The organism is Kitasatospora sp. NPDC048365 (assembly GCF_043200835.1).
Classification (GTDB): domain Bacteria; phylum Actinomycetota; class Actinomycetes; order Streptomycetales; family Streptomycetaceae; genus Kitasatospora; species Kitasatospora terrestris.
The window spans coordinates 35,177-59,226 of record NZ_JBICYJ010000046.1 but is presented as its reverse complement, the minus strand read 5'-3'; the positions used below and the strand labels follow the sequence as shown (position 1 = coordinate 59,226).

23 protein-coding genes and 1 tRNA gene are annotated in these 24,050 nt (G+C 74.5%); 6 read left to right on the top strand and 18 right to left on the bottom strand.

All coding sequences use genetic code 11. The features are described from left to right. Positions 1 to 24 precede the first annotated feature (24 nt). Positions 25 to 621, top strand: coding sequence for a DUF6629 family protein (locus ACGFX4_RS33805; protein ID WP_393082766.1), 597 nt, complete (start codon positions 25 to 27; stop codon positions 619 to 621). Here the strand turns inward: ACGFX4_RS33805 and ACGFX4_RS33800 are convergent. Then, a complete protein-coding gene (locus tag ACGFX4_RS33800) occupies positions 618 to 1,433 on the bottom strand; it encodes a trans-aconitate 2-methyltransferase (RefSeq protein WP_393082763.1) in 816 nt (271 codons plus the stop codon). The two genes, ACGFX4_RS33805 and ACGFX4_RS33800, sit on opposite strands and share 4 nt — an antisense overlap. A gap of 86 nt (positions 1,434 to 1,519) precedes the next feature. Here ACGFX4_RS33800 and ACGFX4_RS33795 point away from each other — a divergent pair, with 86 nt between their 5' ends. Further along, the gene (locus ACGFX4_RS33795; protein ID WP_393082760.1) at positions 1,520 to 2,014 is read left to right on the top strand and encodes a MarR family winged helix-turn-helix transcriptional regulator; all 495 of its coding nucleotides are present in this window, start codon (positions 1,520 to 1,522) and stop codon (positions 2,012 to 2,014) included. Between the two features lie 135 nt (positions 2,015 to 2,149). Here the strand turns inward: ACGFX4_RS33795 and ACGFX4_RS33790 are convergent, their stop codons facing one another. The 6 genes from ACGFX4_RS33790 to ACGFX4_RS33765 all read right to left on the bottom strand — a co-directional run bounded on the left by ACGFX4_RS33790 (position 2,150) and on the right by ACGFX4_RS33765 (position 8,721). After that, positions 2,150 to 3,694 (bottom strand): polysaccharide biosynthesis protein, encoded by a 1,545-nt coding sequence (locus tag ACGFX4_RS33790; RefSeq protein ID WP_393082757.1) that lies wholly within the window; start codon positions 3,692 to 3,694, stop codon positions 2,150 to 2,152. A 54-nt stretch (positions 3,695 to 3,748) separates the two neighbouring features. Then, positions 3,749 to 4,687: a LuxR C-terminal-related transcriptional regulator gene (locus tag ACGFX4_RS33785; protein WP_393082754.1), complete on the bottom strand. Its 939-nt coding sequence runs from the start codon at positions 4,685 to 4,687 to the stop codon at positions 3,749 to 3,751. Between the two features lie 179 nt (positions 4,688 to 4,866). After that, positions 4,867 to 5,994, bottom strand: coding sequence for a galactokinase (galK, locus tag ACGFX4_RS33780; RefSeq protein ID WP_393082750.1), 1,128 nt, complete (start codon positions 5,992 to 5,994; stop codon positions 4,867 to 4,869). Continuing rightward, on the bottom strand, positions 5,994 to 6,953 hold the full coding sequence (gene galE / locus ACGFX4_RS33775) for a UDP-glucose 4-epimerase GalE (RefSeq protein ID WP_345698686.1): 960 nt from the start codon (positions 6,951 to 6,953) through the stop codon (positions 5,994 to 5,996). The genes galK and galE overlap by 1 nt, the downstream gene beginning before the upstream one ends. Further along, a complete protein-coding gene (gene galT, locus ACGFX4_RS33770) occupies positions 6,950 to 8,050 on the bottom strand; it encodes a galactose-1-phosphate uridylyltransferase (RefSeq protein ID WP_393082746.1) in 1,101 nt (366 codons plus the stop codon). Before galT ends, galE begins: the two co-directional genes overlap by 4 nt. Positions 8,051 to 8,151: 101 nt before the next feature. Then, complete coding sequence (locus ACGFX4_RS33765) at positions 8,152 to 8,721, bottom strand: TIGR03086 family metal-binding protein (protein ID WP_393082743.1); 570 nt, start codon at positions 8,719 to 8,721, stop codon at positions 8,152 to 8,154. Positions 8,722 to 8,785: 64 nt separating this feature from the next. Here ACGFX4_RS33765 and ACGFX4_RS33760 point away from each other — a divergent pair, with 64 nt between their 5' ends. Further along, positions 8,786 to 9,583: a DUF6597 domain-containing transcriptional factor gene (locus ACGFX4_RS33760; protein WP_393082740.1), complete on the top strand. Its 798-nt coding sequence runs from the start codon at positions 8,786 to 8,788 to the stop codon at positions 9,581 to 9,583. A 7-nt stretch (positions 9,584 to 9,590) separates the two neighbouring features. Here ACGFX4_RS33760 and ACGFX4_RS33755 read toward each other — a convergent pair whose 3' ends face one another. The 3 genes from ACGFX4_RS33755 to ACGFX4_RS33745 all read right to left on the bottom strand — a co-directional run bounded on the left by ACGFX4_RS33755 (position 9,591) and on the right by ACGFX4_RS33745 (position 11,829). After that, positions 9,591 to 10,256: a LuxR C-terminal-related transcriptional regulator gene (locus ACGFX4_RS33755; RefSeq protein ID WP_345698682.1), complete on the bottom strand. Its 666-nt coding sequence runs from the start codon at positions 10,254 to 10,256 to the stop codon at positions 9,591 to 9,593. A gap of 129 nt (positions 10,257 to 10,385) precedes the next feature. After that, positions 10,386 to 10,458: transfer RNA gene (locus ACGFX4_RS33750), tRNA-Thr, on the bottom strand. A 54-nt stretch (positions 10,459 to 10,512) separates the two neighbouring features. Continuing rightward, positions 10,513 to 11,829 carry an MFS transporter gene (locus tag ACGFX4_RS33745; protein WP_393082735.1) on the bottom strand — a complete coding sequence of 439 codons (1,317 nt, stop codon included), beginning with the start codon at positions 11,827 to 11,829 and terminating at the stop codon, positions 10,513 to 10,515. Positions 11,830 to 11,976: 147 nt separating this feature from the next. Between ACGFX4_RS33745 and ACGFX4_RS33740 the strand changes: the two genes are divergently transcribed. The 3 genes from ACGFX4_RS33740 to ACGFX4_RS33730 all read left to right on the top strand — a co-directional run bounded on the left by ACGFX4_RS33740 (position 11,977) and on the right by ACGFX4_RS33730 (position 15,161). Beyond that, positions 11,977 to 12,174 carry a hypothetical protein gene (locus ACGFX4_RS33740; RefSeq protein WP_393082733.1) on the top strand — a complete coding sequence of 66 codons (198 nt, stop codon included), beginning with the start codon at positions 11,977 to 11,979 and terminating at the stop codon, positions 12,172 to 12,174. A 60-nt stretch (positions 12,175 to 12,234) separates the two neighbouring features. Then, positions 12,235 to 14,127, top strand: coding sequence for an FUSC family protein (locus ACGFX4_RS33735; RefSeq protein ID WP_393082730.1), 1,893 nt, complete (start codon positions 12,235 to 12,237; stop codon positions 14,125 to 14,127). A 125-nt stretch (positions 14,128 to 14,252) separates the two neighbouring features. Further along, a complete protein-coding gene (locus tag ACGFX4_RS33730) occupies positions 14,253 to 15,161 on the top strand; it encodes a hypothetical protein (RefSeq protein WP_393082727.1) in 909 nt (302 codons plus the stop codon). Positions 15,162 to 15,207: 46 nt separating this feature from the next. Here ACGFX4_RS33730 and ACGFX4_RS33725 read toward each other — a convergent pair whose 3' ends face one another. The 8 genes from ACGFX4_RS33725 to ACGFX4_RS33690 all read right to left on the bottom strand — a co-directional run bounded on the left by ACGFX4_RS33725 (position 15,208) and on the right by ACGFX4_RS33690 (position 23,940). Beyond that, positions 15,208 to 17,004, bottom strand: coding sequence for an ABC-F family ATP-binding cassette domain-containing protein (locus ACGFX4_RS33725; RefSeq protein WP_393082724.1), 1,797 nt, complete (start codon positions 17,002 to 17,004; stop codon positions 15,208 to 15,210). Between the two features lie 79 nt (positions 17,005 to 17,083). Continuing rightward, complete coding sequence (locus ACGFX4_RS33720) at positions 17,084 to 17,929, bottom strand: hypothetical protein (RefSeq protein WP_393082721.1); 846 nt, start codon at positions 17,927 to 17,929, stop codon at positions 17,084 to 17,086. A gap of 71 nt (positions 17,930 to 18,000) precedes the next feature. Next, complete coding sequence (locus ACGFX4_RS33715) at positions 18,001 to 18,987, bottom strand: aldo/keto reductase (protein ID WP_393082718.1); 987 nt, start codon at positions 18,985 to 18,987, stop codon at positions 18,001 to 18,003. Positions 18,988 to 19,061: 74 nt separating this feature from the next. Further along, positions 19,062 to 19,985, bottom strand: a complete 924-nt coding sequence (locus ACGFX4_RS33710; protein WP_393082715.1) for a 4-(cytidine 5'-diphospho)-2-C-methyl-D-erythritol kinase — start codon at positions 19,983 to 19,985, stop codon at positions 19,062 to 19,064. Next, the gene (gene rsmA, locus ACGFX4_RS33705; protein ID WP_393082713.1) at positions 19,982 to 20,863 is read right to left on the bottom strand and encodes a 16S rRNA (adenine(1518)-N(6)/adenine(1519)-N(6))-dimethyltransferase RsmA; all 882 of its coding nucleotides are present in this window, start codon (positions 20,861 to 20,863) and stop codon (positions 19,982 to 19,984) included. Before rsmA ends, ACGFX4_RS33710 begins: the two co-directional genes overlap by 4 nt. Before the next feature lie 20 nt (positions 20,864 to 20,883). After that, positions 20,884 to 21,762 (bottom strand): TatD family hydrolase, encoded by an 879-nt coding sequence (locus tag ACGFX4_RS33700; protein WP_393082710.1) that lies wholly within the window; start codon positions 21,760 to 21,762, stop codon positions 20,884 to 20,886. Next, positions 21,762 to 23,381: a methionine--tRNA ligase gene (gene metG, locus ACGFX4_RS33695; RefSeq protein ID WP_393082707.1), complete on the bottom strand. Its 1,620-nt coding sequence runs from the start codon at positions 23,379 to 23,381 to the stop codon at positions 21,762 to 21,764. Before metG ends, ACGFX4_RS33700 begins: the two co-directional genes overlap by 1 nt. A gap of 130 nt (positions 23,382 to 23,511) precedes the next feature. Continuing rightward, a complete protein-coding gene (locus ACGFX4_RS33690) occupies positions 23,512 to 23,940 on the bottom strand; it encodes a hypothetical protein (RefSeq protein WP_393082704.1) in 429 nt (142 codons plus the stop codon). Positions 23,941 to 24,050: the final 110 nt, after the last annotated feature.

Here is a 24,050-nt window from a genome sequence, read left to right as displayed (position 1 = left end):
AACAAGGCGGCCTAGCCTGGCTCCATGTGCTGGAGCGCCCAGGCCGATGCGGTGGCGGGCAGCGCCGTGGCCGCGCTCGGCGTCGGCTGCCTGGTCTCCGTCCGCGACGTCCGCCGGCTCCCCCTCGCCTGCCTCCCGCTGCTCCTCGGAGTGCACCAGCTGCTGGAGGCGGCCGTCTGGTCGGGCGCGACGTGGGCCCGCACCCCCTGGGCGGTGATCGCCCTGCCGCTGCTCCCCCTGCTGGTCCCCGCCGGGGTGCTCGCCGCCACCGGCCGCCGCAGCGCCGCCGTCCTGACCGCGGTCGGCGCGGCGGTGGCCCTCCCGCTGGCCGCGGCCCTCGCCTCGGATCCGCCCTCGGCGAGTCCGCACGGCCACACCCTCGTGTACGGCATCGGCGTGCCGTACGCCCCGCTGCTGCTCGCCGGCTACCTGCTGGCGACCGTCGGCTCGCTCCTGCTCAGCGGCGACCGGACGCTGCGCCTGCTCGGCGTCCTGACCGGGGCCGGCGCCCTGGTCTGTGCGGCGCTCTGGCACTACGCGTTCGTCTCCACCTGGTGCGCGGTGGCGGCGGTGGCCGGCCTGGTGCTGCTTCCCTGGAGCAGGCGGCCGGCCGGCTCCTAGCGGGGCGCTCCGGTGCGGACGGCCACCGCGAAGATGCGGCGGAAGGGGAAGACCGTGCCGTGCGGGCCGGCCGGGTAGGCGTCGCGCAGGAGGGCGGCGTACTCGGCCTCGAACGCGGCCCGTTCCACGGGGTCGGGGAGGAGGGCGAGGACGGGTCGCAGGGCGGTGCCGCGGACCCACTCCAGCACCGGGTCGTCGCCGGTCAGCAGGGTGCTGTAGGTGGTCTCCCAGACGTCCGCCGTCGCGCAGCCGGCGCCGAGCAGGACGTCCAGGTACTCCTCGGGCCGGTGCACCCCGGCGCGGACCGCGTCCCGGCCGAGCGCCTCCCGCCAGCGCGGGCTGCGGCGCAGGCCGGCGAGGAGCCGGTGGCTCGGTGCGTCGAAGTTCCCCGGCACCTGGAAGGCGAGCACCCCGCCGGGCCGCAGCGCGGCGGCCCAGCGGCTCAGTACGGCGAGGTGGCCGGGAACCCACTGCAGGGTCGCGTTGGAGGCGATCAGGTCGGGCCGCTCGCCGGCCGGGTCCCAGGTCGCGGCGTCGGCGAGCCGGTACTCGGCGCCGGCGACTCCCGCCGCGGCGGCCAGCATCTCGGGCGAGCTGTCGATGCCGACCAGGGTGGCGTCGGGCCAGCGCTCGCGCAGCACCTCGGTGGAGTTGCCGGGGCCGCAGCCGACGTCGAGGACGACGGGTGCGGGCGGCAGGGCCGGAACCCGGGCCAGGAGCTCGTGGAAGGGCCGGGTCCGCTCGTCGGCGAACCGGAGGTACTGCTGGGGATCCCAGGTGGTCACGGCGGGCCTCGCAAAGTATCTCGACATCAAGATATCCACGAAAAGTCTCCATCGCGTTATCTCTTGATGTCAAGAGACTTCACATCGACACAACCCCCGATACACTGATCGCCATGGAGGACGAGGTCGACCGCCTGGTCGCAGCATGGCGCCGAGAGCGCCCCGACCTCGACGTGGAACCACTCGAGGTGCTCAGCCGGGTCAGCCGACTCGCCCGGCACCTCGACCGCGCCCGCCGCACGGCGTTCGCCGAGCACGGCCTGGAGCCGTGGGAGTTCGACGTGCTGACCGCGCTGCGCCGGGCCGGATCGCCGTACCAGCTCTCCCCCGGCCAGCTGCTGACCCAGACCCTGGTCACCTCGGGCACCATGACCAACCGGATCGACCGGCTCACCGGCAAGGGCCTGGTGGTCCGCCTCCCCGACCCGGACGACCGCCGCGGGGTGCTGGTCCGGCTGACCGACGAGGGCCGGGACAAGGCCGACCAGGCACTGGCCGGGCTGCTCGGCCACGAGCGCGAGCTGCTCGCCCGGCTGAGCGCCGCCCAGCAGGGCCAGCTCGCCGCGCTGCTGCGCGCCCTGGTCGCCCCGTTCGACCGCGCCGGCTGACCCGCACCGTCCGACCGCGCCGCCCGCCCACGCTGCCCGCGCCGCCCGACGGCCTTCGCACGGCGGAGGCGGCCCCGGCCACGTGACCGGTGCCGCCTCCGTCTCCGTCTCCTCGACGACCTCGCGGTCTACCCGTCAGAAGCCGTCCGGGTAGGGGGTGGCGAGCGCCGGGACCGGATCCGCCGCGGGGGTGCGGTAGCCGGGCAGCAGCTCGGCCAGTCGGCGGCGGACCTCCGGGTCGGAGTTGACCGACGCGGCCTGGTACAGCCCGGTCAGCCCGCCCGCCAGGTCCTCCGGGCCGGCGTCGTGCTCGGCGACGGTGGCGAAGATCCGGGTGTGCTCGGTGGGCAGCCGCTCCTCGCCCTCGGAGAACAGCGCCTCGTTGAGCTTCTCGCCGGCCCGCAGGCCGGTGTACCGGATCTGCACCTCCTCCGGGCCCAGCTGCACCTGCTCGGCGAAGTTGTGCACCAGGTCGACGATCCGCACCGGCTCGCCCATGTCGAGCACGAACACCTCGCCGCCCTCCGCCATCCGGCCGGCCTCCAGCACCAGGCCGACCGCCTCCTCGATGGTCATGAAGAAGCGCGTCACGTCGGGGTGGGTGACGGTCACCGGCCCGCCGCTGCGCAGCTGCTCGGCGAGCACCGAGAGCAGCGAGCCGCGCGAGCCCAGCACGTTGCCGAACCGAACGGCGGAGAACACGCCGGTGCCGAGGTTGCGGGCGTCCCGGGCGTTGGCCTGGACGATCAGCTCGGCGAGCCGCTTGGACGCGCCGAGCACCGAGGTCGGGTCGGCCGCCTTGTCGGTGGAGATCAGCACGAACCGCTCGACGCCGGTGGCCAGCGCCGCCTCGACCAGGTTGTCGGTGCCCAGCACGTTGGACTTCACCGCCTCGCTGGGGTGGCGCTCCAGCAGCGGCAGGTGCTTGTGCGCCGCCGCGTGGAAGACCACCTCGGGCTTGAGGTCGCGGAAGATCTGCTGGATCCGCGGCCGGTCCCGGATGTCGGCGATCACCAGCGAGTCGTCGGTGAGCAGCGCCTCGCCCCAGATCTCCAGCTGGAGGCGGTGCAGATTCGATTCGTCGTGGTCCAGCATGTAGAGCTCGGACGGGCCGAAGGCGTGGACCTGACGGCAGAGTTCACTGCCGATCGAGCCGCCGGCGCCGGTCACCAGGACTCTCCGCCCCTCGATCACCGCGCGGACGTCCGGGGAGACCACGTGCACCTCGTGCCGGCCGATCAACCGGTTCACGTCCAGGGTGCGCATGTCGGAGCCGACCACCTCGCGGCGGAGCGCCGACAGGAAGGACGGCAGGTAGCGGACGGCCACCCCGGCGGCGGCCGCCGAGGTCGCCAGCTCCCGCACCTGCTGGTGCGGGAGGCCGGGGATGGCGAGCACCACGACCTGGGCGCGGTGCGCGACGGCCAGGTCGGTGAGCTCGGCCAGCCGGCCGAGGACGGGTACGCCGGCGATCTCCAGGCCGGCCTTGACGGGGTCGTCGTCCAGGACACCGATCGGGCGCAGCCCGAACTCCGGTGTTCGGCCCAGGTCGCGGACGAGGGCGGACCCGGCGGCGCCGGCCCCGATCACCAGGGTGCGCAGGCCGGTCGGGCCGTCCGGCTGTCCGGGAATCCGTGTACTGATCGAATTCAGGCGTGCGGCAGTGCTGTTCGGCGACATCTGTCCTCCGGTATCCCTGACCTCACGGATTCGGTACCCGGCCGGCGCGCGGACTCAGCCGACGCCCGGGCCCGCGGTCGAGGCGACGGTCGATGGGGCGGTTGAGGCGACGGTGGAGCCCGCGGCCGGGGAAGCGGAAGCGGGAGAGGGTTCGGGTGTGGTGGTAGGGGGGTCGGAGGGGGCGATCCCCGCCCGGCGGGCCACGGCGACGGCCGCGAGGGTGGAGTGCACCCCCAGCTTGCCCAGGACGTTCTGCATGTGGGTGCGGACGGTGTGCGGCGAGAGGTAGAGCCGCTCGGCGACGGCCTGCCGGCCGAGGCCGGCGACCATGCACCGCAGCACCTCCTCCTCGCGCGGGGTGAGTGCCGCGACCAGCCGCTCGCTCTCCGAGCGGTCCCGTCGGGCGGAGGTCAACTCCCGCACCACGCCGGTGAGCAGGGCGGGCGGCAGGTGGGTCTCGTCGCGCAGCACGCCGCGGACGACGGCCATCAGTGCGGTGAGCGAGCTGTCCTTCGCCACCCAGCCGCAGGCGCCGGCCTGGAGTGCGCGGACGGCGCGCTGCGGGTCGTCCGCGGCCGCGAGCACCACGGCGCGCAGCGCCGGGTGGGCACGGCAGACCCGGGCGAGCGCGGCGATGCCGTCGACGGCGGAGTGGATCCGGGCCGCCGGGACGGGCCCCGCGGCGGGCGGCGGCGGGGTCGGGCCGACGGGCGGGGCCGCGCGGCGGGGCTGCGGGACCGTGAAGGCGGTGCGGCGGGGCTCCGGTACGAGGGGCCGGCGGTGCGGCGGGACGGGGCCGGCGCCGAGGTCGGCGTCGATCAGCACCACGTCGTACGGGCGGTGTTCGGCGGCGGCGCGGTCCAGGGCGCGTTCGGCCGCGACCGCACTGCCCGCGGCACCGACGTCCACATCGGGCTCGGCGGCGAGCGCCGTGGCCAGTGCCTCGGCGAAGATCCGGTGGCCGTCGACCACCAGGACGCGAATCCGCCCCATCGTCACTTCCCCCCTGCTACGGCCCGACCCCCACCGGTGCCGGACTCAGCGTACGGGCGGACGGGGCGACGGCGTGGGGGATTCGTGAAGTTCCCGCAAGCGACAAATGGTTCGAGCAACCACAACAGGGGCGCGTGGGGGATCGTCCCCACGCGCCCCTGGCGAAGGCCGACTTGGACCTACAGGCGGCGTGCTCCGGCCGCCGGCGTGGCCGCGAAGGTGCGGGGCGCGGCGTAGCCGGCCCCGGCGAAGGCCGCGGTGACGGCGTCGGCCACGGTGTCGAGCAGGTCGGCGGCGACCAGGGCGATGACGGAGCCGCCGAAGCCGCCGCCGGTCATCCGGGCGCCGAGGGCGCCGGCCGCCACGGCGGTGTCCGCCGCGAGGTCGGTCTCCGGGCAGGAGACCCGGTAGTCGTCCCGCAGCGAGGCGTGCCCGGCGGTGAGGATCGGCCCGATCCCAGCCAGGTCGCCCGCGTCCAGCAGCCGGATCGCCTGCTGGACCCGCCTGTCCTCGGCGACCACGTGCCGCACCAGCGGACGCAGTTCGGCCGGCAGCCGGCCGAGCGCGGCGTCCAGGCCGTCGGCCGGCAGGTCCCGCAGGGCGGGCAGCCCGAGCAGTTCGGCGGCCCGCTCGCAGCCGGCCCGCAGCTCGGCGTACGCCCCGTCGGCGAGGTCGTGCTTGACCCGGGTGTCGATCACCAGCAGGCGCAGGCCAGCGCCGGCCAGGTCGATCGGCACCTGGCGCTGCCCCAGGTCACGGGTGTCGAGCAGCAGGGCCGACCCCTCGGCGCAGCACATCGAGGCCATCTGGTCCATCACCCCGCAGGGCACGCCGACGAAGTCGTTCTCCGCCTTCTGCGCGAGCAGCGCCAGCTCGGGCGCCGAGAGCCCCAGCCCGTACAGGTCGTTGTACGCGACGCCGACCGCGCACTCCAGGGCGGCGGAGGAGGACAGGCCGGCGCCGGTCGGCACGTCGCTGTCGAACCACAGGTCGGCGCCGCCGACCCGGTGGCCGGCCTGCCGGAGCGTCCAGACCACGGCGGCCGGGTACTTGGCCCAGCCCGCGACCGTGCCGGGGGCGAGCCCGTCGAGGCGCAGCTCGACGACCTCGCCGTCGCCCTGGGCGCTCCACAGGCGCAGCACGCCGTCGTCGCGGCGCCGGGCCTCGGCCCGGACGTGGTGCGGGAGGGCGATCGGGAGCACGAACCCGTCGTTGTAGTCGGTGTGCTCGCCGATCAGGTTGACCCGGCCGGGCGCCGCCCAGGCCCCTTCCGGGGCGGCGCCGTACACGGTCTGGAAGTCGTTCATCAGGCTCGGTGCTCCAGGGTGAAGTTCCAGGCGTCGGCGACGATGTCGTCGAGCGAGGGGCGGCTGGGCTGCCAGCCGAGCGCCTGGTGGGCGCGGGCGGCGGAGGCGACCAGGACGGCGGGGTCGCCGGGGCGGCGCTCGGAGACCACCACGGGGATCTCGCGGCCGGTGACCCGCTTGACGGACTCGATCACCTCGCGGACCGAGAAGCCGCTGCCGTTGCCGAGGTTGCAGATCAGGTGCTCGCCGGGCTTGGCGGCCTTCAGGGCGAGCAGGTGCGCCTCGGCGAGGTCGGCGACGTGGATGTAGTCGCGGACGCAGGTGCCGTCGGGGGTCGGGTAGTCGTCGCCGTAGACGGCGATGTGCGGGCGCTGCCCGAGGGCGGCCTGGAAGACCAGCGGGATCAGGTGCGACTCGGGCTCGTGCCGCTCGCCCCAGGTCTTGTACGCGCCGGCCACGTTGAAGTAGCGCAGCGAGACGGCGGCCAGGCCGTGGGCGACGGCCTCGCTGGTGATCAGGTGGTCGACGGCCAGCTTGGTGGCGCCGTAGGTGTTGGTCGGCGCGGTGCGCGCGGTCTCCGCGATCGGGACCTCCTCCGGCTCGCCGTAGGTGGCGGCGGTGGAGGAGAACACCAGCTTGCGGACGCCGGCCTTGCGCATCGCGGAGATCAGCTCCAGCGAGCCGGCCACGTTGTTGCGCCAGTACTTCTCCGGGTCGGCGACCGACTCGCCGACCTGCGAGGAGGCGGCGAAGTGCAGCACCGCCTCGTAGGAGGAGTCGAGGACCTCGGCGGCGTCCTGGATCCGGCCGCGGACGAACTCGGCGCCGGCCGGGACGCCCTCCAGGAAGCCGGTCGACAGGTCGTCGAGCACGGTGACCTGGTGCCCCGCCTCGAGCAGGTGGGCGGCGACGACGCTGCCGACGTAGCCGGCACCGCCGGTGACCAGGTACTTGCTCATGATGCAACCTCCCGCAGGCGCTGTGCCGCCGCCTCCGGCGACACATCGTTGACGAACGCGTCCATGCCGGACTCCACGCCGGCCAGGAACTTCAGCTTGCCGACCGTCCGCCGGATCGTGAACAGCTCCAGGTGCAGGGCCAGTTCCTCACCGTGGAGGGTGGGTGCCTGGTGCCATGCGGCGATGTACGGCGTCGGGGCGACGGGAGTATTGTCCCCCGGCTCCGTGAAGAGCCGGTCAAAGCGGCGGAGAAGTTCCAGGTAGACCTCGGGGAACTCGGCCCGTTCGGCCTCGTCCAGGCCGGTCAGGTCGGCCACCCGGCGGTTGGGGTAGAGGTGGACCTCGTACGGCCAGCGGGCGGCGAAGGGCACGAAGGCCGTCCAGTGCTCGCCCGCCAGGACCACCCGGACGGGGTCGCGGCGCTCGGCGGCCAGCAGGTCCTCGAAGAGGTTGCCGCCGGTCCGCCGCCGGTGCTCGGCGGCGGCGGTGATCATCTTCGCGGTGCGCGGGGTGGTGAACGGGAAGGCGTAGATCTGGCCGTGCGGGTGGGCCAGGGTGACGCCGATCTCGGCGCCCCGGTTCTCGAAGGCGTAGACCTGCTCGATGCCGGGCAGCGCGGAGAGCTCGGCCGTCCGGTCGGTCCAGGCGTCCAGCACCAGGCGGGCCTTGGCCGGGGTGAGGTCGGCGAAGGAGGCGCCGTGGTCGGCGGTGAAGCAGACCACCTCGCAGCGCCCGGCGCCGGCCGCGATCACGTGCAGCGGGTCGCCGTCCCCGACCGGGGCCGGGGCGCCGGGCGCGAGCGAGGGGAAGCGGTTCTCGAACACCGCCACGTCGTACGCGTCGGCCGGGATCTCGCTGAGCCGGCCGTCGGCCGACGGGCAGAGCGGGCACTCGTCGGCCGGCGGGTGGTAGGTGCGGCCCTGGCGGTGGGCGGCCACCGTGACCCAATCGCCGGTCGCCGGGTCCCGGCGGATCTCGGACAGGCTCGCGGTGGGCTCCAGCGGGCGCAGGTCGGCGGAGTCCCGGACGGCGGACTCGTCACGGTCGAAGTAGATGAGTTCGCGGCCGTCCGCGAGCTTGGTCACGGTCCTCTTCATGTCCGACAGTTTCAAACACACCCACACAATAGTCAACACTCCCGGACATGGCGGCGCTCCCGGAGGACGGCGGGGGCGCCGCTGGATCCGTGCGGGGGCGGTCAGCCCCGGCGCCAGCCCGGGTCGCGGCCGGTCAGCGCGATCAACCGCTCGAACGGCGGGGCGTCCGGCCCGGTCGGGACGGGCTCCGCGAACATCCCCATCTCCCGGCCGGTCGGCGCCAGCTCCGTCGTCAGCGGCACCAGGTGCCCGACCGCCGCCGGATCCGGGGCGAACGCCACGCCGAGCGCCGCCGCCAGGTCCCAGATGTGCACCGTCAGGTCGAGCAGCACCATCCCGCCGACCCGGTCCGCCGGCATCCCCATCCCGCCGGTCACCCCCTCGACCGCGGCCGGCTCCGACCACGCCGCCGCCAGCCGCTCGCCCTCCCGCACGAACCGCTCCCGCCAGTCCCCCGCCAGCCAGTCCCGGCTCTCGGCCCAGTCCACCGGCCGCTTCTCGGCCAACTCCTGGAAGTTGACCACCACCTGCATCAGGTGCCCGAGCAACTCCCGCACCGTGTAGTCGCTGCACGGCGTCGGCAGCTCCAACTGCTCCTCCGCCACCCCGCGCACCACCGGCGCCGCCTGCCGCAGCGCCCCGTCGATCAACCCGCCGATCATCGTCGTCATACCGGCCACGCTAGGCAGCGCGCCGCCCCCGGGGCTTGAAGAAACGCGACAGTACGATCGGGCCATGGCACCCAGGCGGGACACCCGCGGCATCCTCGACGCCGCCGGGCTGCTCTCCCTGGTCCGGTTCCGCCGCCGCGAGGCCGCCGAGCCGCTGCGCCGGTACGTCGAGCACTACTGGCTGATCGACTGGGACCTCCCCCGGCCGTACACCACCCGGGTGCTGCCCCACCCCTCGGTCAACCTGGTGCTCCAGCGGTACGGCGACGCGCCCGCGTACGGCGAGCTCACCGGGATCGCCCCCGGCGTCTTCCGGCAGCGGCTGACCGGCACCGGCCGGGTCTGCGGCGTCCAGTTCCGGCCCGGCGGCTTCGGCCCGTTCGCCCCCGGCCGGCCGGTCTCCCACTGGACCGGCCGGCGCGTCCCGCTGCCCGAGGCACTGCCCGGCACCCCGCCCGCCGCCGCCGTCACCGGGCCCGCGGACGAGGACGACCGGGTCGCCGCGCTGGACGCCCTGCTGCTGGGCCTGCGGCCCGAACCGGACCCGGACACCGACCTCGCCGTCGCGCTCGCCGAGCGGATCCGCACCGACCGGGCCCTGCGCCGGGTCGCCGACCTCGCGGCGGACGCCGGGCTGTCGGTCCGCGCCCTGCAACGGCTGTTCGCCCGGCAGGTCGGCGTCGGCCCGAAGTGGGTGATCCTGCGCCACCGGATCCACGAGGCGATCGAACGCGCCGAGACCGGCACCGCCGTCGACTGGGCCGCCCTCGCCCACGAACTCGGCTACAGCGACCAGGCCCACCTCACCCGCGACTTCACCGCCACCCTCGGCGTCCCGCCCACCGCCTACGCCACCGGCTGACCGACGGCTAGCGCAGGCGGTCCAGCAGGCCGGTGCGGGCGGCCACCGCCGCCGCCTCCAGGCGGGAGCGGGCGCCCAGCTTCATCAGGACCCGCTGCACGTGGGTGCGTGCGGTGCTCGACGCGATCGCCATCCCGGCGGCGATCGCCGCGGTGTCCTCGCCCTCGGCGATCCGCACCAGCACCTGCACCTCCCGCCGGGTCAGCACCCGCAGCAGCCGCAGCGCCTCGTCGTCCGGCTCCGCCGCCGGCCACAGCAGGTGCTCGAACGCCGTCCGCAGCACGTCCACCGCGACCGCCGCCTCCCCGGCCCGGACCCGGCCGATCGCCCGGTCCACCAGGTCGATCCGCTCGTCGCCCCGGACGTAGCCGGACGCCCCGGCCGCGAACGCGCCGGCCACCCGGCCCGGCACCCCGAGCGGGCCGAGCACCACCACCGCGACCTCAGGCCGCTCCCGGCGCAGCCGCCGCAGCGGCGCGTACGGGTCCTGGTCCGGCGGGTGCCCGCCGACCCCGAACAGGCAGACGTCCGGCCGGCGGCCGGCCATCAGCTCCACCGCCGCACCCGACGGCGCGCCCACCGCCAGCACCCGGTGGCCGCGCTGCTGCAACGCGGCCGCCAACGCCTCGGCGAGCAGCCGGTGGTCGTCCACCACCACGAGTCGCGCACTCAACGCCCAGCAACCCCCGTCCCCGGCTCCGCGACCGGCTGACGCACCATCACAGCGCATCCCCACCGCTCCCGCCAGAGCCCGGACAGCACGAAGGCCCCCCGCCAGTGGCGGGGGGCCTTCGGTCCTCTGAGCCCCCATGCGGAATCGAACCGCAGACCTTCTCCTTACCATGGAGACGCTCTACCGACTGAGCTATAGGGGCCGGCTCCGGGCTTTCGTCTTTCCTGCCCGTCGCAACGAGGAAGACATTACATGGTCAGCGAGCCGGTTGGGAAATCGTCGCGGCACCGCTCCTCGGGGTCAGGTCGCCGCCGCGGGTCTCGGGCAGCGCGGCGAGGCAGGCCAGCGAGACCAGGCCCAGGGCGGCGAGGTACCAGCCGACCGGCTGGGCGGTGCCGTAGTGCGCGGTGAGCCGGGTCGCGGCGATCGGCGCGGTCGCCCCGCCGACCACACCACCGAGGTTGTAGGCGAGCGCCGCGCCGGTGTACCGCACGGGGGTGGGGAACAGCTCCGGCAGGTGCGCGGCGATCGGCCCGAAGAGGGCCCCGAGCACCGCCATCGACCCGATCAGGGCGAGCGCCGCCCAGCCGGTCCGCCGGGTCTCCAGCAGCGGGAAGAGCAGCACCGCCCAGCCGGCGGCCGCGGCCGCGGCGGCCTGCAGGGTGCGCCGCCGCCCGTACCGGTCGGCCGCCCCGGCGCCGGTCCAGCCGGTCGCGGCCATCACCACCGACCCGGCCATCAGCAGTCCGAGCACCGGGCCGCGTCCCAGCCCCAGCTCCCCGGTGGCGTAGGCGAGGGCGTAGGTGGTGGTCACGTAGAACAGCCCGTACCCGACCACCAGCGTGCCCGCCCCGAGCAGCACCGCCCGCAGGTGCCGCCGCAGCACCTCGGCGAGCGGCACCCGCACCGGTTCGCCGGCCGAGCGGAACAGCGGCGTCTCGGCCACCCGCAGCCGGACGAACAGCCCGACCGCGACCAGGGCCAGCGAGGCCAGGAACGGCAGCCGCCAGCCCCAGCCGCGGAAGTCCGCCTCGCCGAGCGTCCGGGCGAGCAGCAGGTAGGCGCCGGTGGCGAGGAAGAAGCCCGTGCAGGGGCCGAGTTGGAGGTACCCGCCGTACCGGCCGCGCCGCCCGGGCGGGGCGTACTCGGCGAGCAGCAGCGCCGCCCCGCCCCACTCGCCGCCCAGGCCGAGGCCCTGGCAGAAGCGCAGCGCGGTGAGCACCGCCGGCGCCCACAGGCCCCACTCCCGGTAGCCGGGCAGCACTCCGACCGCCGCCGTGGACAGGCCCATCAGCAGCAGCGACGCCACCAGGGTGGCCCGGCGGCCGAGCCGGTCGCCGAAGTGCCCGAAGAGCACCGCGCCGAGCGGCCGGGCGAGGAAGGCCACCGCGTACACCGAGAAGGCGGCGAGCAGCGCCCCGGCGCCGCCCAGGTCGGGGAAGTACACGGCGGGGAAGACCAGGGCGGCGGCGGTGCCGTAGATGAAGAAGTCGTAGAACTCGATGGCGGTACCGGTGAGCGCGGCCGCGGCCACCCGGCGCAGGTCCGTCGCCGACGGGGTGTCAGGGGTCATGCCGCCCACGATGTCCGGTCGCTGACCTGCGCGGACAGCAGGCGGCAGGGTGATTCGGGAGCGTACCGATCCGGGTGCGCCGCGGGTGGTGCGTCCGGGCGCCGGCGGCGGTATGGTGACCGCTCCCGGCGCGGAAGGGGCGGACGCATGAGGGATCTCTTCGACGAGAACGGGGTGTTCGACCGGGTCGTCGCGGTCGCCTGTCTCGGCCTCAGCCTGCTGCTGCTCGACCTCGGTGTCGGCCAGGTCCGGCAGGGCGGCTCACCGGCCTGGGCGATCACCGGCGGCGCCCTGGTCCTGGCCTCCGGGTGGGAGACCTTCCGGCGCTTCCGCCGGCCCCGCTGAGCAGGGGCCCGCTGACTAGACTGGGCCGCAGCACTCCCGTCCAGATCGGCGCGTGATCCCTTGTCAGCCCCCGGCCGTCCGACCGCCTGGTGGGCGCGCGCCGCCCGGCCGGCCCGGCCGCCGCTGCCGCGGGCGCTGATGGTGCGCGGGGCGCTCGGCATGGCCGTCCCGCTCGGCCTGGGGCTGCTGCTGGACCGTCTGGACCTCGCCACCTTCGCCGCGCTCGGCGCGATGCACGCCACCATGAACGACCGGGTCGAGCCGTTCCGGCTGCGGGCACCGCGGATCGCGCTCGCGCTGGCCGCCTCCGCGGCCGGCATGCTGATCGGCTCGGCCCTGCAGCACCACGGCGCCGCCACGCTGACCGCCGCGCTGGTGCTGACCGCCGTGGCGTTCGCCTCCGGCGCGCTCAGCGCGACCGGTCCGCGCGGGTCCTCCGCCGGGATGCTGCTGCTGGTCTCCGCCTCGCTCGGCGGCGGGATGGCGCTGCCCGACCCCTGGTGGGCGGCCGCGCCGATGCTGCCGGCCGGCGCCGCGCTGGTGCTGCTGCTCGGCGTCCCGTACCGGCCGAGCCCGAGCACCGACCCGCGCACCCGGGCGCTGGCCGCCGCGTACCGGGCGCTGGGCGGGATGCTCGCCGCGCTCGGCACCCCGCGGGGCGCCGAGGCCCGGCGGCTGCTGACCGCCCGGCTCAACCAGGTGCAGGACCTGCTGCCGCACCCGCGCCCCGGCCGGCCCGAACCGGCCCGGCTGCGGCGGCTGCGCCGACAGTACGAGGCCGCGCTGGCCGCCACCGAGGCGGCCAGCGGCCTGCTCTGGGCCTGGCGCCCGGTGCCGCCCGAGGTCGCCGAGGTGCCCGCGGCGCTGGCCCGCGCGATCACCGGCGGCCCGCCCGTCGACTACCCCGACTGGCGGCCCGACACCCCGTCCCGGCAGGCCTTCGACGCGGCGCTGCGGGCCGCCGCCGACACCGTCGCCGGACGGGAGGCGGCGCTCGGCACCGCGACCGCCCCGCCGCCCGACCCGTGGCGGCTGCGCGCCCGGCTGCTCTCCCCGGCCTCGGTCCGGTACGGCCTGCGGGTCGCGCTGTGCATCGCCGTCGCCGGGGCCGCCACCGCCGGGCTGCCGCTGAGCCGCAGCTACTGGGTGCCGATGACGGTGGCGTTCGTGCTCAAGCCGGACCTCGGCTCGGTCTTCCTGCGCGCGGTCAGCCGGGCGGTCGGCACGGTGCTGGGCATCGTGGTGACCGCCGGGCTGCTGCTCGCCACCACGGACCCGTGGGTGCTGTCCGCGGCGGCCGCGCTGGGCGTGGCGCTGCTGCCGTACTCGACCGCCGCGCACTACGGGCTGAACACCCTGGTGATGACGCCGGTCGCGCTGATCCTGGTCCAACTCGGCGGGGAGAGCGGCACGTCGGTGTTCTGGCCACGGCTGCTGGACACCGTGCTGGCCGGCGCCATCGTGCTGGTCTTCGGCTACCTGCTGTGGCCGGAGCGCCCGCCGCACCGGATCGAGCCGCGGATCGTCGCCGCGGCCGGCGCGCTGCGCGCGTACCTCGCCTCGGTGGTGGCGGAGCGGCCCGCGCCGGTGGCGGAGGTGTGGCTGCGGCGCACCGCGTACCGGGCGCTGGCGGACGCCCGGGACGAGGTCCGCCAGGGCCTCGCCGAGCCGCCGCCGGCCGGCCGGCTGGCCGAGCAGTGGCTGCCCGCGACGGCCGCGCTGGAGCGCCTCAGCGGCGCCGTCGCCGCGTACGCCGCGCAGCTCCGGTACGGCACGGTGGCGCCCGAACCCGGCGACGTGGAGCGGGTCCTCGGCTCCCTGGACCGGCTGACCGGCGCGGCCCGGGCGCACCGGCCGCCGTCCGGCCGGGTGGACCGGCCCACCGGCCCGCACGACCCGGCCCGCAGCGCGATCACCCGGGCCGCCGACGAGCTGGACGCCCTGCTGGGCTGACTCGGGGACACCGGCGGTACGGCAAAAGGCGGTTGTTGTCGTCAGTGGCGGGTGCCACACTCCTTCTCGGCTCGGCGGCGACCCCGCCGTCGGCCGTCCGGTCACCACTTCTTGGGGGAAGAAGCATGACGTTCAGCCTGCCCACCCGCCCGCTCGCCCGGTCCGCCGCGGGTGTCGGCCTCGCCCTGGCGCTCGCCGCCGGGACGACCCTGCTCACCGGATCCGCCGCGCACGCCCAGACCGTCACCAGCGGGTCGCTCGCCTTCTCCGGCGACCCGGGCGACTGGATCAGCGGGGGCCAGTCCTACAGCTACTCCACCGCCGACCAGGACCGCCTCGACGTCACGGCGAACCCGGAGCACACGGCGATCAGCGTCTCGCTGAGCGGCGCCCACGGCGACTGGTGGTACCTCGACCTGGCCGCGCCGGAAGGCCAGACCCTGCACGCCGGCACCTACACCGGCGCCACCCGCTCGCCCTTCAACGGCCCCGCCGAGCCCGGCCTGAGCCTGTCCGGCGACGGCCGCGGCTGCAACACCCTGACCGGCTCCTTCACCATCACCGACGTGGTGTACGGCCCGAACGGCTACGTCCAGACCCTGGACGCCTCCTTCGAGCAGCACTGCGAGGGCTGGTCCGCGGCCGCCCGCGGCGAGGTCCACCTCAGCAACCCGGCGCCGCCGGCCGAGCTGGCCCTGGGCGTCGGCGTCGCGGTGGACGGCAAGGCGAGCACACTCAACGGCAACGCCACCGTGCACGGCACCGTCACCTGCAACAAGCCCGTCGCGGTGAACGTCAGCAACCGGGTGACCCAGGTCAGCCACCGCACGCTGATCCGCGGCAGCTACGGCACCACCGTCAACTGCACCCCGGGCGCGCCGGTCGCGTGGAGCGCCTCGGTCACGCCGGAGGGCACGGTGCCGTTCCAGAAGGGCGACGTGGAGGTGGCCTCGACGGCGACCGCCCTCGACCCCGACTACCAGGTGAACGTGACCGCGACGAAGACCGTCGCGGTCCACCTCACCAAGGGCTGAGCCGCGCCGCGGGCCCGGGACGGCGTCCCGGGCCCGCGGGGGCGGCTCAGACCTCCTCGGCCAGCTCCAGCCAGGCCATCTCCAGCTCCTCCTTCTCCTCCTTGACCTTGCGCAGCTGGGCGTCCAGCTCCGCGACCTTGGAGAAGTCGGCGGCGTTCTCGGCGAGCTTGGCGTGCAGCTTGGACTCCTGGTCGTCCAGCTTGGCGATCTGCCGCTCCAGCTTCTGCATCTCCTTCTTCGCCGCGCGGGTGTCCGCCGCGGGCTTGGCGGCGGCCGCGGGGGCGGGCGCCTGCGGGGCGGCGGCCTCGGCCATCGCGGCGCGACGCTCCAGGTACTCGTCGACGCCGTTCGGCAGCATCCGCATCCGGCAGTCGCCGAGCAGCGCCTGCACGGTGTCGGTGGTGCGCTCGATGAAGAAGCGGTCGTGGCTGATCACGATCATCGAGCCGGGCCAGCCGTCGAGCAGGTCCTCCAGCTGGTTGAGGGTCTCGATGTCGAGGTCGTTGGTCGGCTCGTCCAGGAAGAGCACGTTCGGCTCGTCCATCAGCAGGCGCAGCAGCTGCAGCCGCCGCCGCTCGCCGCCGGACAGGTCGCCGACCGGCGTCCACTGCTTGTCCTTGCCGAAGCCGAACTGCTCGCAGAGCTGACCGGCGCTCATCTCCCGGCCCTTGCCGAGGTCGACCCGGCCGCGCACCTGCTCCACGGCCTGCAGTACCCGGGTGGCCGGGTCCAGCTCCGCCACCTCCTGGGAGAGGTAGGCCAGGCGGACCGTCTTGCCGACCTTGATCACACCGGACGCGGGCTGCACGTCGCCCTCGGTGGCGAACGCCGCCTGCATCGCCCGCAGCAGCGAGGTCTTGCCGGCGCCGTTCACGCCCAGCAGGCCGATCCGGTCGCCCGGGCCGAGCTGCCAGGTGAGGTTCTCCAGCAGCAGCTTCGGACCGGCCTTGACGGTCACGTTCTCCAGGTCGAAGACCGTGCGGCCGAGGCGGGCGTTGGCGAACTTCATCAGCTCGGACTTGTCGCGCGGCTCCGGCACGTCCGCGATCAGGGCGTTGGCCGCCTCGATCCGGTAGCGCGGCTTGGAGGTACGGGCCGGGGCGCCGCGGCGCAGCCAGGCCAGCTCCTTGCGGGCCAGGTTCTGCCGCTTCTGCTCCTCGGTGGCCTCGATCCGGGAGCGCTCGGCGCGGGCGAAGACGTAGTCCGAGTAGCCGCCCTCGTACTCGCGGACCTCGCCGCGCTGGACGTCCCACATCCGGGTGCAGACCTGGTCCAGGAACCACCGGTCGTGGGTCACGCAGACCAGCGCGGAGCGGCGGTTCTGCAGGTGCTTGGCGAGCCAGGCGATGCCCTCGACGTCGAGGTGGTTGGTGGGCTCGTCCAGGACGACCAGGTCGGGCTCGCCGAGCAGCAGCTTGGCCAGCGCGATCCGGCGGCGCTCGCCGCCGGAGAGCGGGCCGATCACGGTGTCCAGGCCGTCCGCGAAGCCCGGCAGGTCCAGGCCGCCGAACAGACCCTGGATGATGTCGCGGATCCGGGCGTCGCCGAGCCACTCGTGGTCGGCCCGGTCGGCGATCACCTCGTGCCGGATGGTGGCCTTCGGGTCGAGCGAGTCGTGCTGGGTGAGGACGGCCATCTGCAGCCCGCCCGAGTGGGTGATCCGGCCGCTGTCCGGCTCCTCCAGCTTGGCGAGCATCCGGATCAGCGTGGTCTTGCCGTCGCCGTTGCGGCCGACCACGCCGATCCGGTCGCCCTCGCTGACGCCCAGGCTGACGGCGTCCAGCAGGGCCCTGGTGCCGTAGACCTTGCTGACGGACTCGATGGTGGCGAGGTTGACGGCCACTGCTGTGTTACTCCCTGACTGGACACCCGGGCTCCCCGCCCGGTACGTCCAGCCTAGTGGCCGCCGCCGTCGGGCCCGCTCAGCGCCGGGACTCGTAGGCGGAGACCGCGTCCTCGACAGCCCCGGCAAGCGGCCGCATCCGGTCCACCAGCCGCTGCGCTCCGGTGGCGCGCCCGTCGGCCCACTGACCGAGGCCGACCACCAGCGCCCGGCCGGAGGCGCCGAAGGCCTGGACCATGAAGCTGTCCGGGGGGAGCGTGCGAAGTCCCGATTCCGGCGGCGGGGCCTGCGCCCCGACCTGGAAGTCGTCGTAGGCCACCGACAGCCGGGAGATCAGGCGGACGGTGTCCACCGGGTCCGCCATGGTGAAGACGGCCACGTTGTACTGGTTGCCGTCGGCGTCCCGGTAGAGCGCGATCTGCTCGCCGACGCAGCCGTCGCTCCCCTCGATCATCTCGATCAGTCGGGGCCCGACCGAATCCGGCTCGGTGCAGGAGTCCATGGTGGCGGCGGCCACCTTGCTGAAGACCACGCCCGATTCCGCCCGGACCTCGGCCGGGAAGACCTGGTCCAGCGGGACCTGCGGCCGGTCCGGGTCCGCGACCCGCGTCGGCGTGGCGGACGGTGCCGGCGTGGCGGACGGTGCCGGCATGGCGGAGCGCGCCGCGGTGGGGACCGCCGGCCGGGCCCGGTCGGCCTTCTCGTACGTGGACGGCAGCACCGCCTTGACCACCACGAAGGCCAGCCCCACGGCCCCGAGCGTCAGCACGAGCTTGCGCTGCAGGGCCCGGGGGACCAGCGGCGGCCGGTACGGCTCCTCCTCGGCGAAGGGCTCGGGCGGGACGAAGCCGTCCTGGAGGCGGTCGTCCCACTGCTGGTAGCCGTCCGGCGGGCGCGGCCCGGAAGGCGAATCACCGTTGTGCATGCCGCCCAACCGTAGTGATCGCCACCGGACCGCTGAAGATCACCTGGTCACATCTCGATCACCTTTGCCGGTCAGCGGGCCTCGTCCAGCCGGGCGCGCTGCTCGGCGGTCAGCTCCAGGTCGACCGCGTCCAGCGACTCCTGCAACTGCCCGGTCGAGGATGCGCCGACCAGCGGGATCACCGGGACGGCGCCGCCGAGCAGCCAGGCCAGCACCACCTGGTTGGGCGTCGCGCCGCAGTCCTTCGCCACCTCGTGCAGCGCGGCCAGCCGGGCCGGCGTGCCCGCGTGGTCGAAGGACGGGCCGAGCGGCTTGTCCTGGCGCACGTACCCGCCGCCGAGCAGCGGCGAGTAGGCGATCAGCGCGAGCTCCGGGTTCTCCCGGACGTACGCCAGCAGGTCGCCCTGGACCGCCGCGTTGTCCCCGCCCTCGGAGACCAGCCCCGGCAGGTCCGCGCGGCGCCGCAGGTAGCTGTGCCCGTACTGGAGCACCTGGTACCCGGGCAGTCCGGCCCGCTCGGCGATGTTGCGGGCCCGCTCCACCCGCCACGACCAGTGGTTGCTGACCCCGAGCAGCCCCACCGTGCCCTGCTCCACCAGCTCGCCGAAGGCGTGCACGGTCTCCTCCAGCGGCACCTTCGGGTCCTCGATGTGCGCGTACAGCAGGTCGAGCTTCTCCACCCCGAGCCGCTTGCGGCTGGCCTCCGACTGCTCCCGGATCACCTCCGCGGAGAGCCCCTCGCCGTTCTCCACGAAGCCCGTCCCCGGTGCCTTCGGCCGCGCGCCGAGCTTGGTGGCCACCACCACCTCGTCGGTGATCCCCCGGCTGCGCCGCCAGCGGCCGATCACCTCTTCGCTGATCCCGCCCTGGCTGTCGTCCAGCCAGTACGCGTAGTTGTTGGCGGTGTCGACGAAGGTCCCGCCCGCCTCGACGAACCGGTCGAGGATCGCGAACGAGGTCGCCTCGTCGGTCAGCGTCCCGAACAGCATGGCGCCCAGGCTCAGCACGCTGACCTCGCGGCGACCCCGCGCGTCGGTGCCGATGGTGCGGTACTTCATGGTGACTCCCCTCGTCAGCGGCCCGTCGGTTCCGGCCGCTGACAAGGAGTCTGGATTCTGGAGCGCACTCCAGGTCAACCGGTCCGGACCACCGCTCCCGGGACCGGGCCGTGGGTGGCGTGGGCGGTGCGGCAGGTGCCGGAGGCGCGGAGGGCGGCGGCGACGTGCGCGGCGGTCTCGGCGTCCTTGGTGAGGAAGGCGCAGGTCGGGCCGGAGCCGGAGACGAGGGCGGCGAGGGCGCCGGCGTCGGTGCCGGCCCGGAGGGTGTCGGCGAGGGCGGGGCGCAGCGAGAGGGCGGCGGCCTGCAGGTCGTTGGCGAGGGCGTCGGCGAGGGCGACCGGGTCGCCGTCGGCGAGGGCGGCGAGCAGGGCCGGGTCGGCGTCCGGGGTGGGGACGTCGGTGTCGGTGAAGCCGGTGCCGGCCTCGGAGCGCAGCCGGTCGCACTCGCGGAACACGGCCGGCGTGGACAGCCCGCCGTCGGCGACGGCGAACACCCAGTGGAAGGTGCCGGCCACCGGCAGCGGCTCCAGGATCTCGCCCCGGCCGCGGCCCAGCGCGACCCCGCCGAGCAGCGCGAAGGGCACGTCGGAGCCGAGTTCGGCGGCCAGCTCCAGCAGGACGGGGAGCGGCGTGTCCAGGCCCCACAGCGCGTCGCAGGCGACCAGCGCGGCGGCGCCGTCCGCGCTGCCGCCGGCCATGCCGCCGGCCACCGGGATCGCCTTGGTGATGTGCAGGTGGACGCCGGGGTCGGCGAGGCCGTGGTGGGCGGCGAGCAGCCGGGCGGCGCGGGCCGCGAGGTTGCTGTCGTCGAGCGGGACGACGTGCGCGTCGGGGCCCTCGCAGCTGAGCGTCACGCCTTCGCCGGGGGTGGCGGTCACCTCGTCGGCGAGCGCCACGGCGAAGAAGACGTTGGCCAGGTCGTGGAAGCCGTCGGCGCGCAGTCCGCCGACCCCGAGCTGGGCGTTGACCTTGGCGGGGACGCGGACGGTGACGCTCACTCGGAGTCCTTCGCGGGCTTGTGCTCGGCGATCGCGGCGAACTGCTCCACGGTCAGCATCTCGCCGCGCAGCTTGTGGTCGATGCCGGCGGCGGCGAGCGCCTGTTCGGCGGCGGCGGGCGAGCCGGCCCAGCCGGCCAGTGCGGCGCGCAGCGTCTTGCGGCGCTGGGCGAACGCGGCGTCGACCACCGCGAACACCTCGCGCCGGGTGGCCTTGGTGACCGGCGGCTCGCGGCGGATCAGCGAGACCAGGCCGGAGTCGACGTTCGGCGCGGGCCAGAAGACGTTCCGGCCGATCGCGCCGGCCCGCTTCACGTCGGCGTACCAGTTGGCCTTCACCGAGGGGACGCCGTACACCTTGTTGCCGGGCTTGGCGGCGAGCCGGTCGGCGACCTCGCTCTGCACCATGACCAGGGTGCGCTCGATGCTGGGGAAGGTCTCCAGCATGTGCAGCAGCACCGGCACGGCCACGTTGTACGGAAGGTTGGCGACCAGCGCGGTGGGCGGCGGCCCGGGCAGCTCGCGGACCTCCATGGCGTCGCTGAGCACCAGGTCGAAGGCGTCGGCCTTGGCGGGCATCCGGGCGGCGATGGTGGTCGGCAGGTGCTGCGCGAGCAGCGGGTCGATCTCGACGGCGGTGACGTGCCGGGCGACCTCCAGCAGTGCCAGGGTCAGCGAGCCGAGCCCGGGCCCGACCTCCACCACCGCGTCCTCGGCGGTCACGCCGCCGGCCCGGACGATCCGTCGCACGGTGTTGCCGTCGATGACGAAGTTCTGCCCGCGCTGCTTGGTCGGCTTCACGCCGAACGCGGCGGCGAGTTCGCGGATGTCCGCGGCGCCCAGCAGGTGGCTGTCAGTGGTGGGGTCGGTGCTGCTCACCCGCCCAGGATACGGGCCCCTCAGTAGCCGAAGGCGCGCGCCGTGTTGGCGGCGATCGCCGTGGCGAGCTCGTCCTCGGCGAGATCCAGGTGGGCGGCCATGGCCCGGACGGTGACCGGGATCAGGTACGGGGCGTTGGGCCGGCCGCGGAAGGGGTGCGGGGTGAGGAAGGGGGCGTCGGTCTCGACCAGGACGCGGTCGAGCGGGGTCGCCGACAGGGCCTCGCGCAGGACGTGGTTGGCCTTGTAGGTGACCGGGCCGGCGAAGGAGAGGTACCAGCCGTGCTCGGCGCAGGTCTTGGCCATCGCGGCGTCGCCGGAGTAGCAGTGGAAGATCGTCCGCTCGGGCGCGCCCTCTTCGAGGAGCAGGGCGATGACGTCCTCGTGGGCGTCGCGGTCGTGGATGACCAGGGCCTTGCCGTGCCGCTTGGCGATCTCGATGTGGCGGCGGAAGGACTCCTTCTGGATGTCCACGCCCTCGGGGCCGGTGCGGAAGTAGTCGAGGCCGGTCTCGCCGACGGCGAGCACCTGCGGGAGGGCGGCGAGCGCGTCGATCTCGGCGAGCGCCGCGTCGAGGGCGGCGGCGCCGCCGGGTGCCCGGTGCTGCCCGGACCAGCCGTCGGGGTCGCCGAGGAAGATCCGCGGGGCCTCGTTGGGGTGGAGCGCGACCGCGGCGTGCACCTGCTCGAACTCGGCGGCGAGGTCGGCCGCCCAGCGCGAGCCGGGCACGTCGCAGCCCACCTGGACGACGGTGGTGACCCCGACCGAGGCGGCCCTGGCGAGGCCTTCGGCGGGGGTGCCGGACTGCATGTCCAGGTGGGTGTGGCTGTCGGCCACCGCCACGGCCAGGGGTTCCGGCAGCGGCGGCGGCGTCGAGCGGTCTGCGTCCTTGGGAGCCATCAGCTCGCGGGCTTCTCTTCCAGGCGGGGGAACAGGATGTCGCCCTTGACGACGGTGGAGCCGGCGGGCAGCCGACCCCAGTCGGCGACGGTGGCGATCGTCTGCGAGGCGAGCGAGCCGAGCGAGGCCTCGGCGCCGAGCGACTCCCAGAGCTTCTCGGAGGTGCTGGGCATCACCGGGTTGAGCAGCACGGCGGTGGCCCGCAGTGCCTCGGCGGCGGTGTACAGGATGGTGGCGAGCCGCGCCTGGCCCTCGTCGGAGGTGTCCTTGGCGACCTTCCACGGCTCCTGCTCGGTGAGGTAGCCGTTGACCAGCTTGACGAACTCGAAGATCGCCGCGATGCCGCCGGCGAAGTCCAGCTCCTCGCCGATCTTGCGGTCTGCCTCGGACACCGCCTTCGCCAGGCCGTCGACGACGGCCTGCTCGGCCGGGCCGGCGGCGGTGGCGGCGGGCAGCGCGCCGTCGAAGTACTTGCCGACCATGGCGGCGACCCGGGAGGCCAGGTTGCCGTAGTCGTTGGCCAGCTCGGAGGTGTACCGGGCGGTGAAGTCCTCCCAGGAGAACGAGCCGTCGGTGCCGAACGGGATGGCCCGCAGGAAGTAGTAGCGGTACGCGTCCACGCCGAAGTGCGAGGTCAGGTCGGTGGGCGAGATGCCGGTCAGGTTGGACTTGGACATCTTCTCGCCGCCGACCATCAGCCAGCCGTTGGCGACGACCCGCTTGGGCAGCGGCAGCCCGGCGGCCATCAGCATCGCGGGCCAGATCACCGCGTGGAAGCGCAGGATGTCCTTGCCGACCAGGTGCACGGACGCGGGCCACAGCTCGGCGAAGCGCTCCGGGTCGGAGCCGTAGCCGGCGGCGGTGATGTAGTTCTGCAGCGCGTCCACCCACACGTAGAGCACGTGCTTCTCGTCCCAGGGCAGCGGGACGCCCCAGTTGAAGGTGGAGCGGGAGATCGACAGGTCCTTGAGGTCCTGCTCGACGAAGCGCAGCACCTCGTTGCGGGCCGAGGCGGGCTGGATGAAGTCCGGGTTCGCGGCGTAGAACTCCAGCAGCTTCGGGCCGTACGCGGAGAGGCGGAAGAAGTAGTTCTCCTCCTCCAGCCACTCGACCGGGCGCTTGTGCACCGGGCAGAGCTTCTCGTCGTCGGTGGCGCCGGGGAGCAGCTCACCGGGGAGCTTGTACTCCTCGCAGCCGACGCAGTACGGGCCCTCGTAGCCGCCCTTGTAGATCTCGCCCTTGTCGAACAGGTCCTGGACGAACTCCTGGACCCGGTCGGTGTGGCGCTTCTGGGTGGTGCGGATGAAGTCGTCGTTGGCGATCTCGAGGTGCTGCCAGAGCGGCTTCCACTCCTCCTCGACCAGCTTGTCGCACCACTGCTGCGGGGTGACGCCGTTGGCGTCGGCCGTGCGCATGATCTTCTGCCCGTGCTCGTCGGTACCGGTGAGGTACCAGACGTTCTCGCCGCGCTGGCGGTGCCAGCGGGTGAGCACGTCGCCGGCGACGGTCGTGTACGCGTGGCCCAGGTGCGGGCGGTCGTTCACGTAGTAGATCGGGGTGGTGACGTAGTACGCCGAGCGCTGCGCCTCGGTGCTGGTGTGGTCTTCAGTGGCCGCCATACGACCGAATCTTAGTCGCGCGAAGGAACCACCCTCGACCGTGTTTCACGGCGGGGGCGGTTCCCGCGCTCCGGCAGCGGCCCGGTCCGGGCGGCCCCGCGGTCCGATCGGCCCGGGTCGGTCGGCCCGGTCAGTCGGCCCGGCGGGAGAAGAAGCCGAACCAGCGTCGGCGGGTCGGTGCCGGCACCACGCCGGGCCCGGTCAGGTCGGCCGGCTCGGCGTGCGCCGGGTACCCGGGGGCGTGGTGCCAGAGCTCCTCCGCCGACGCCACCCGGCCCGCCCGCATGATCCGCACCTTGTGCCCGCCGCACCCGGGGCAGGTCGGTTCCTTCAGCGGGGACGGCACCCGGACGCCGTTCGCCTTGTACTCGAAGAGGATGTGGCCGTCGCGGGCCACGTGGTGCTCGATGTCGTAGGCCTGCTCCCAGCCGTAGCCGCAGCTCAGGCAGGCGAACGAGTAGGCCTCCCGGACCGTCTCGACCGCGGAGCGCGGCCGCGAGGTCACCCCGAGGCCGCTCGGTGCGTTGCCACTCGGAGAGCTACCGATCGTGTCACTCATAGCCGGCTCCCAGCGCCCGCCGGACGTCCGTCCGGCACGGGTCTTTCCATCCCAGGGAATGCCCGGGGACACCACCCCCGCCACCCGGCTTGCCAAGTCTTGGGCCCGAA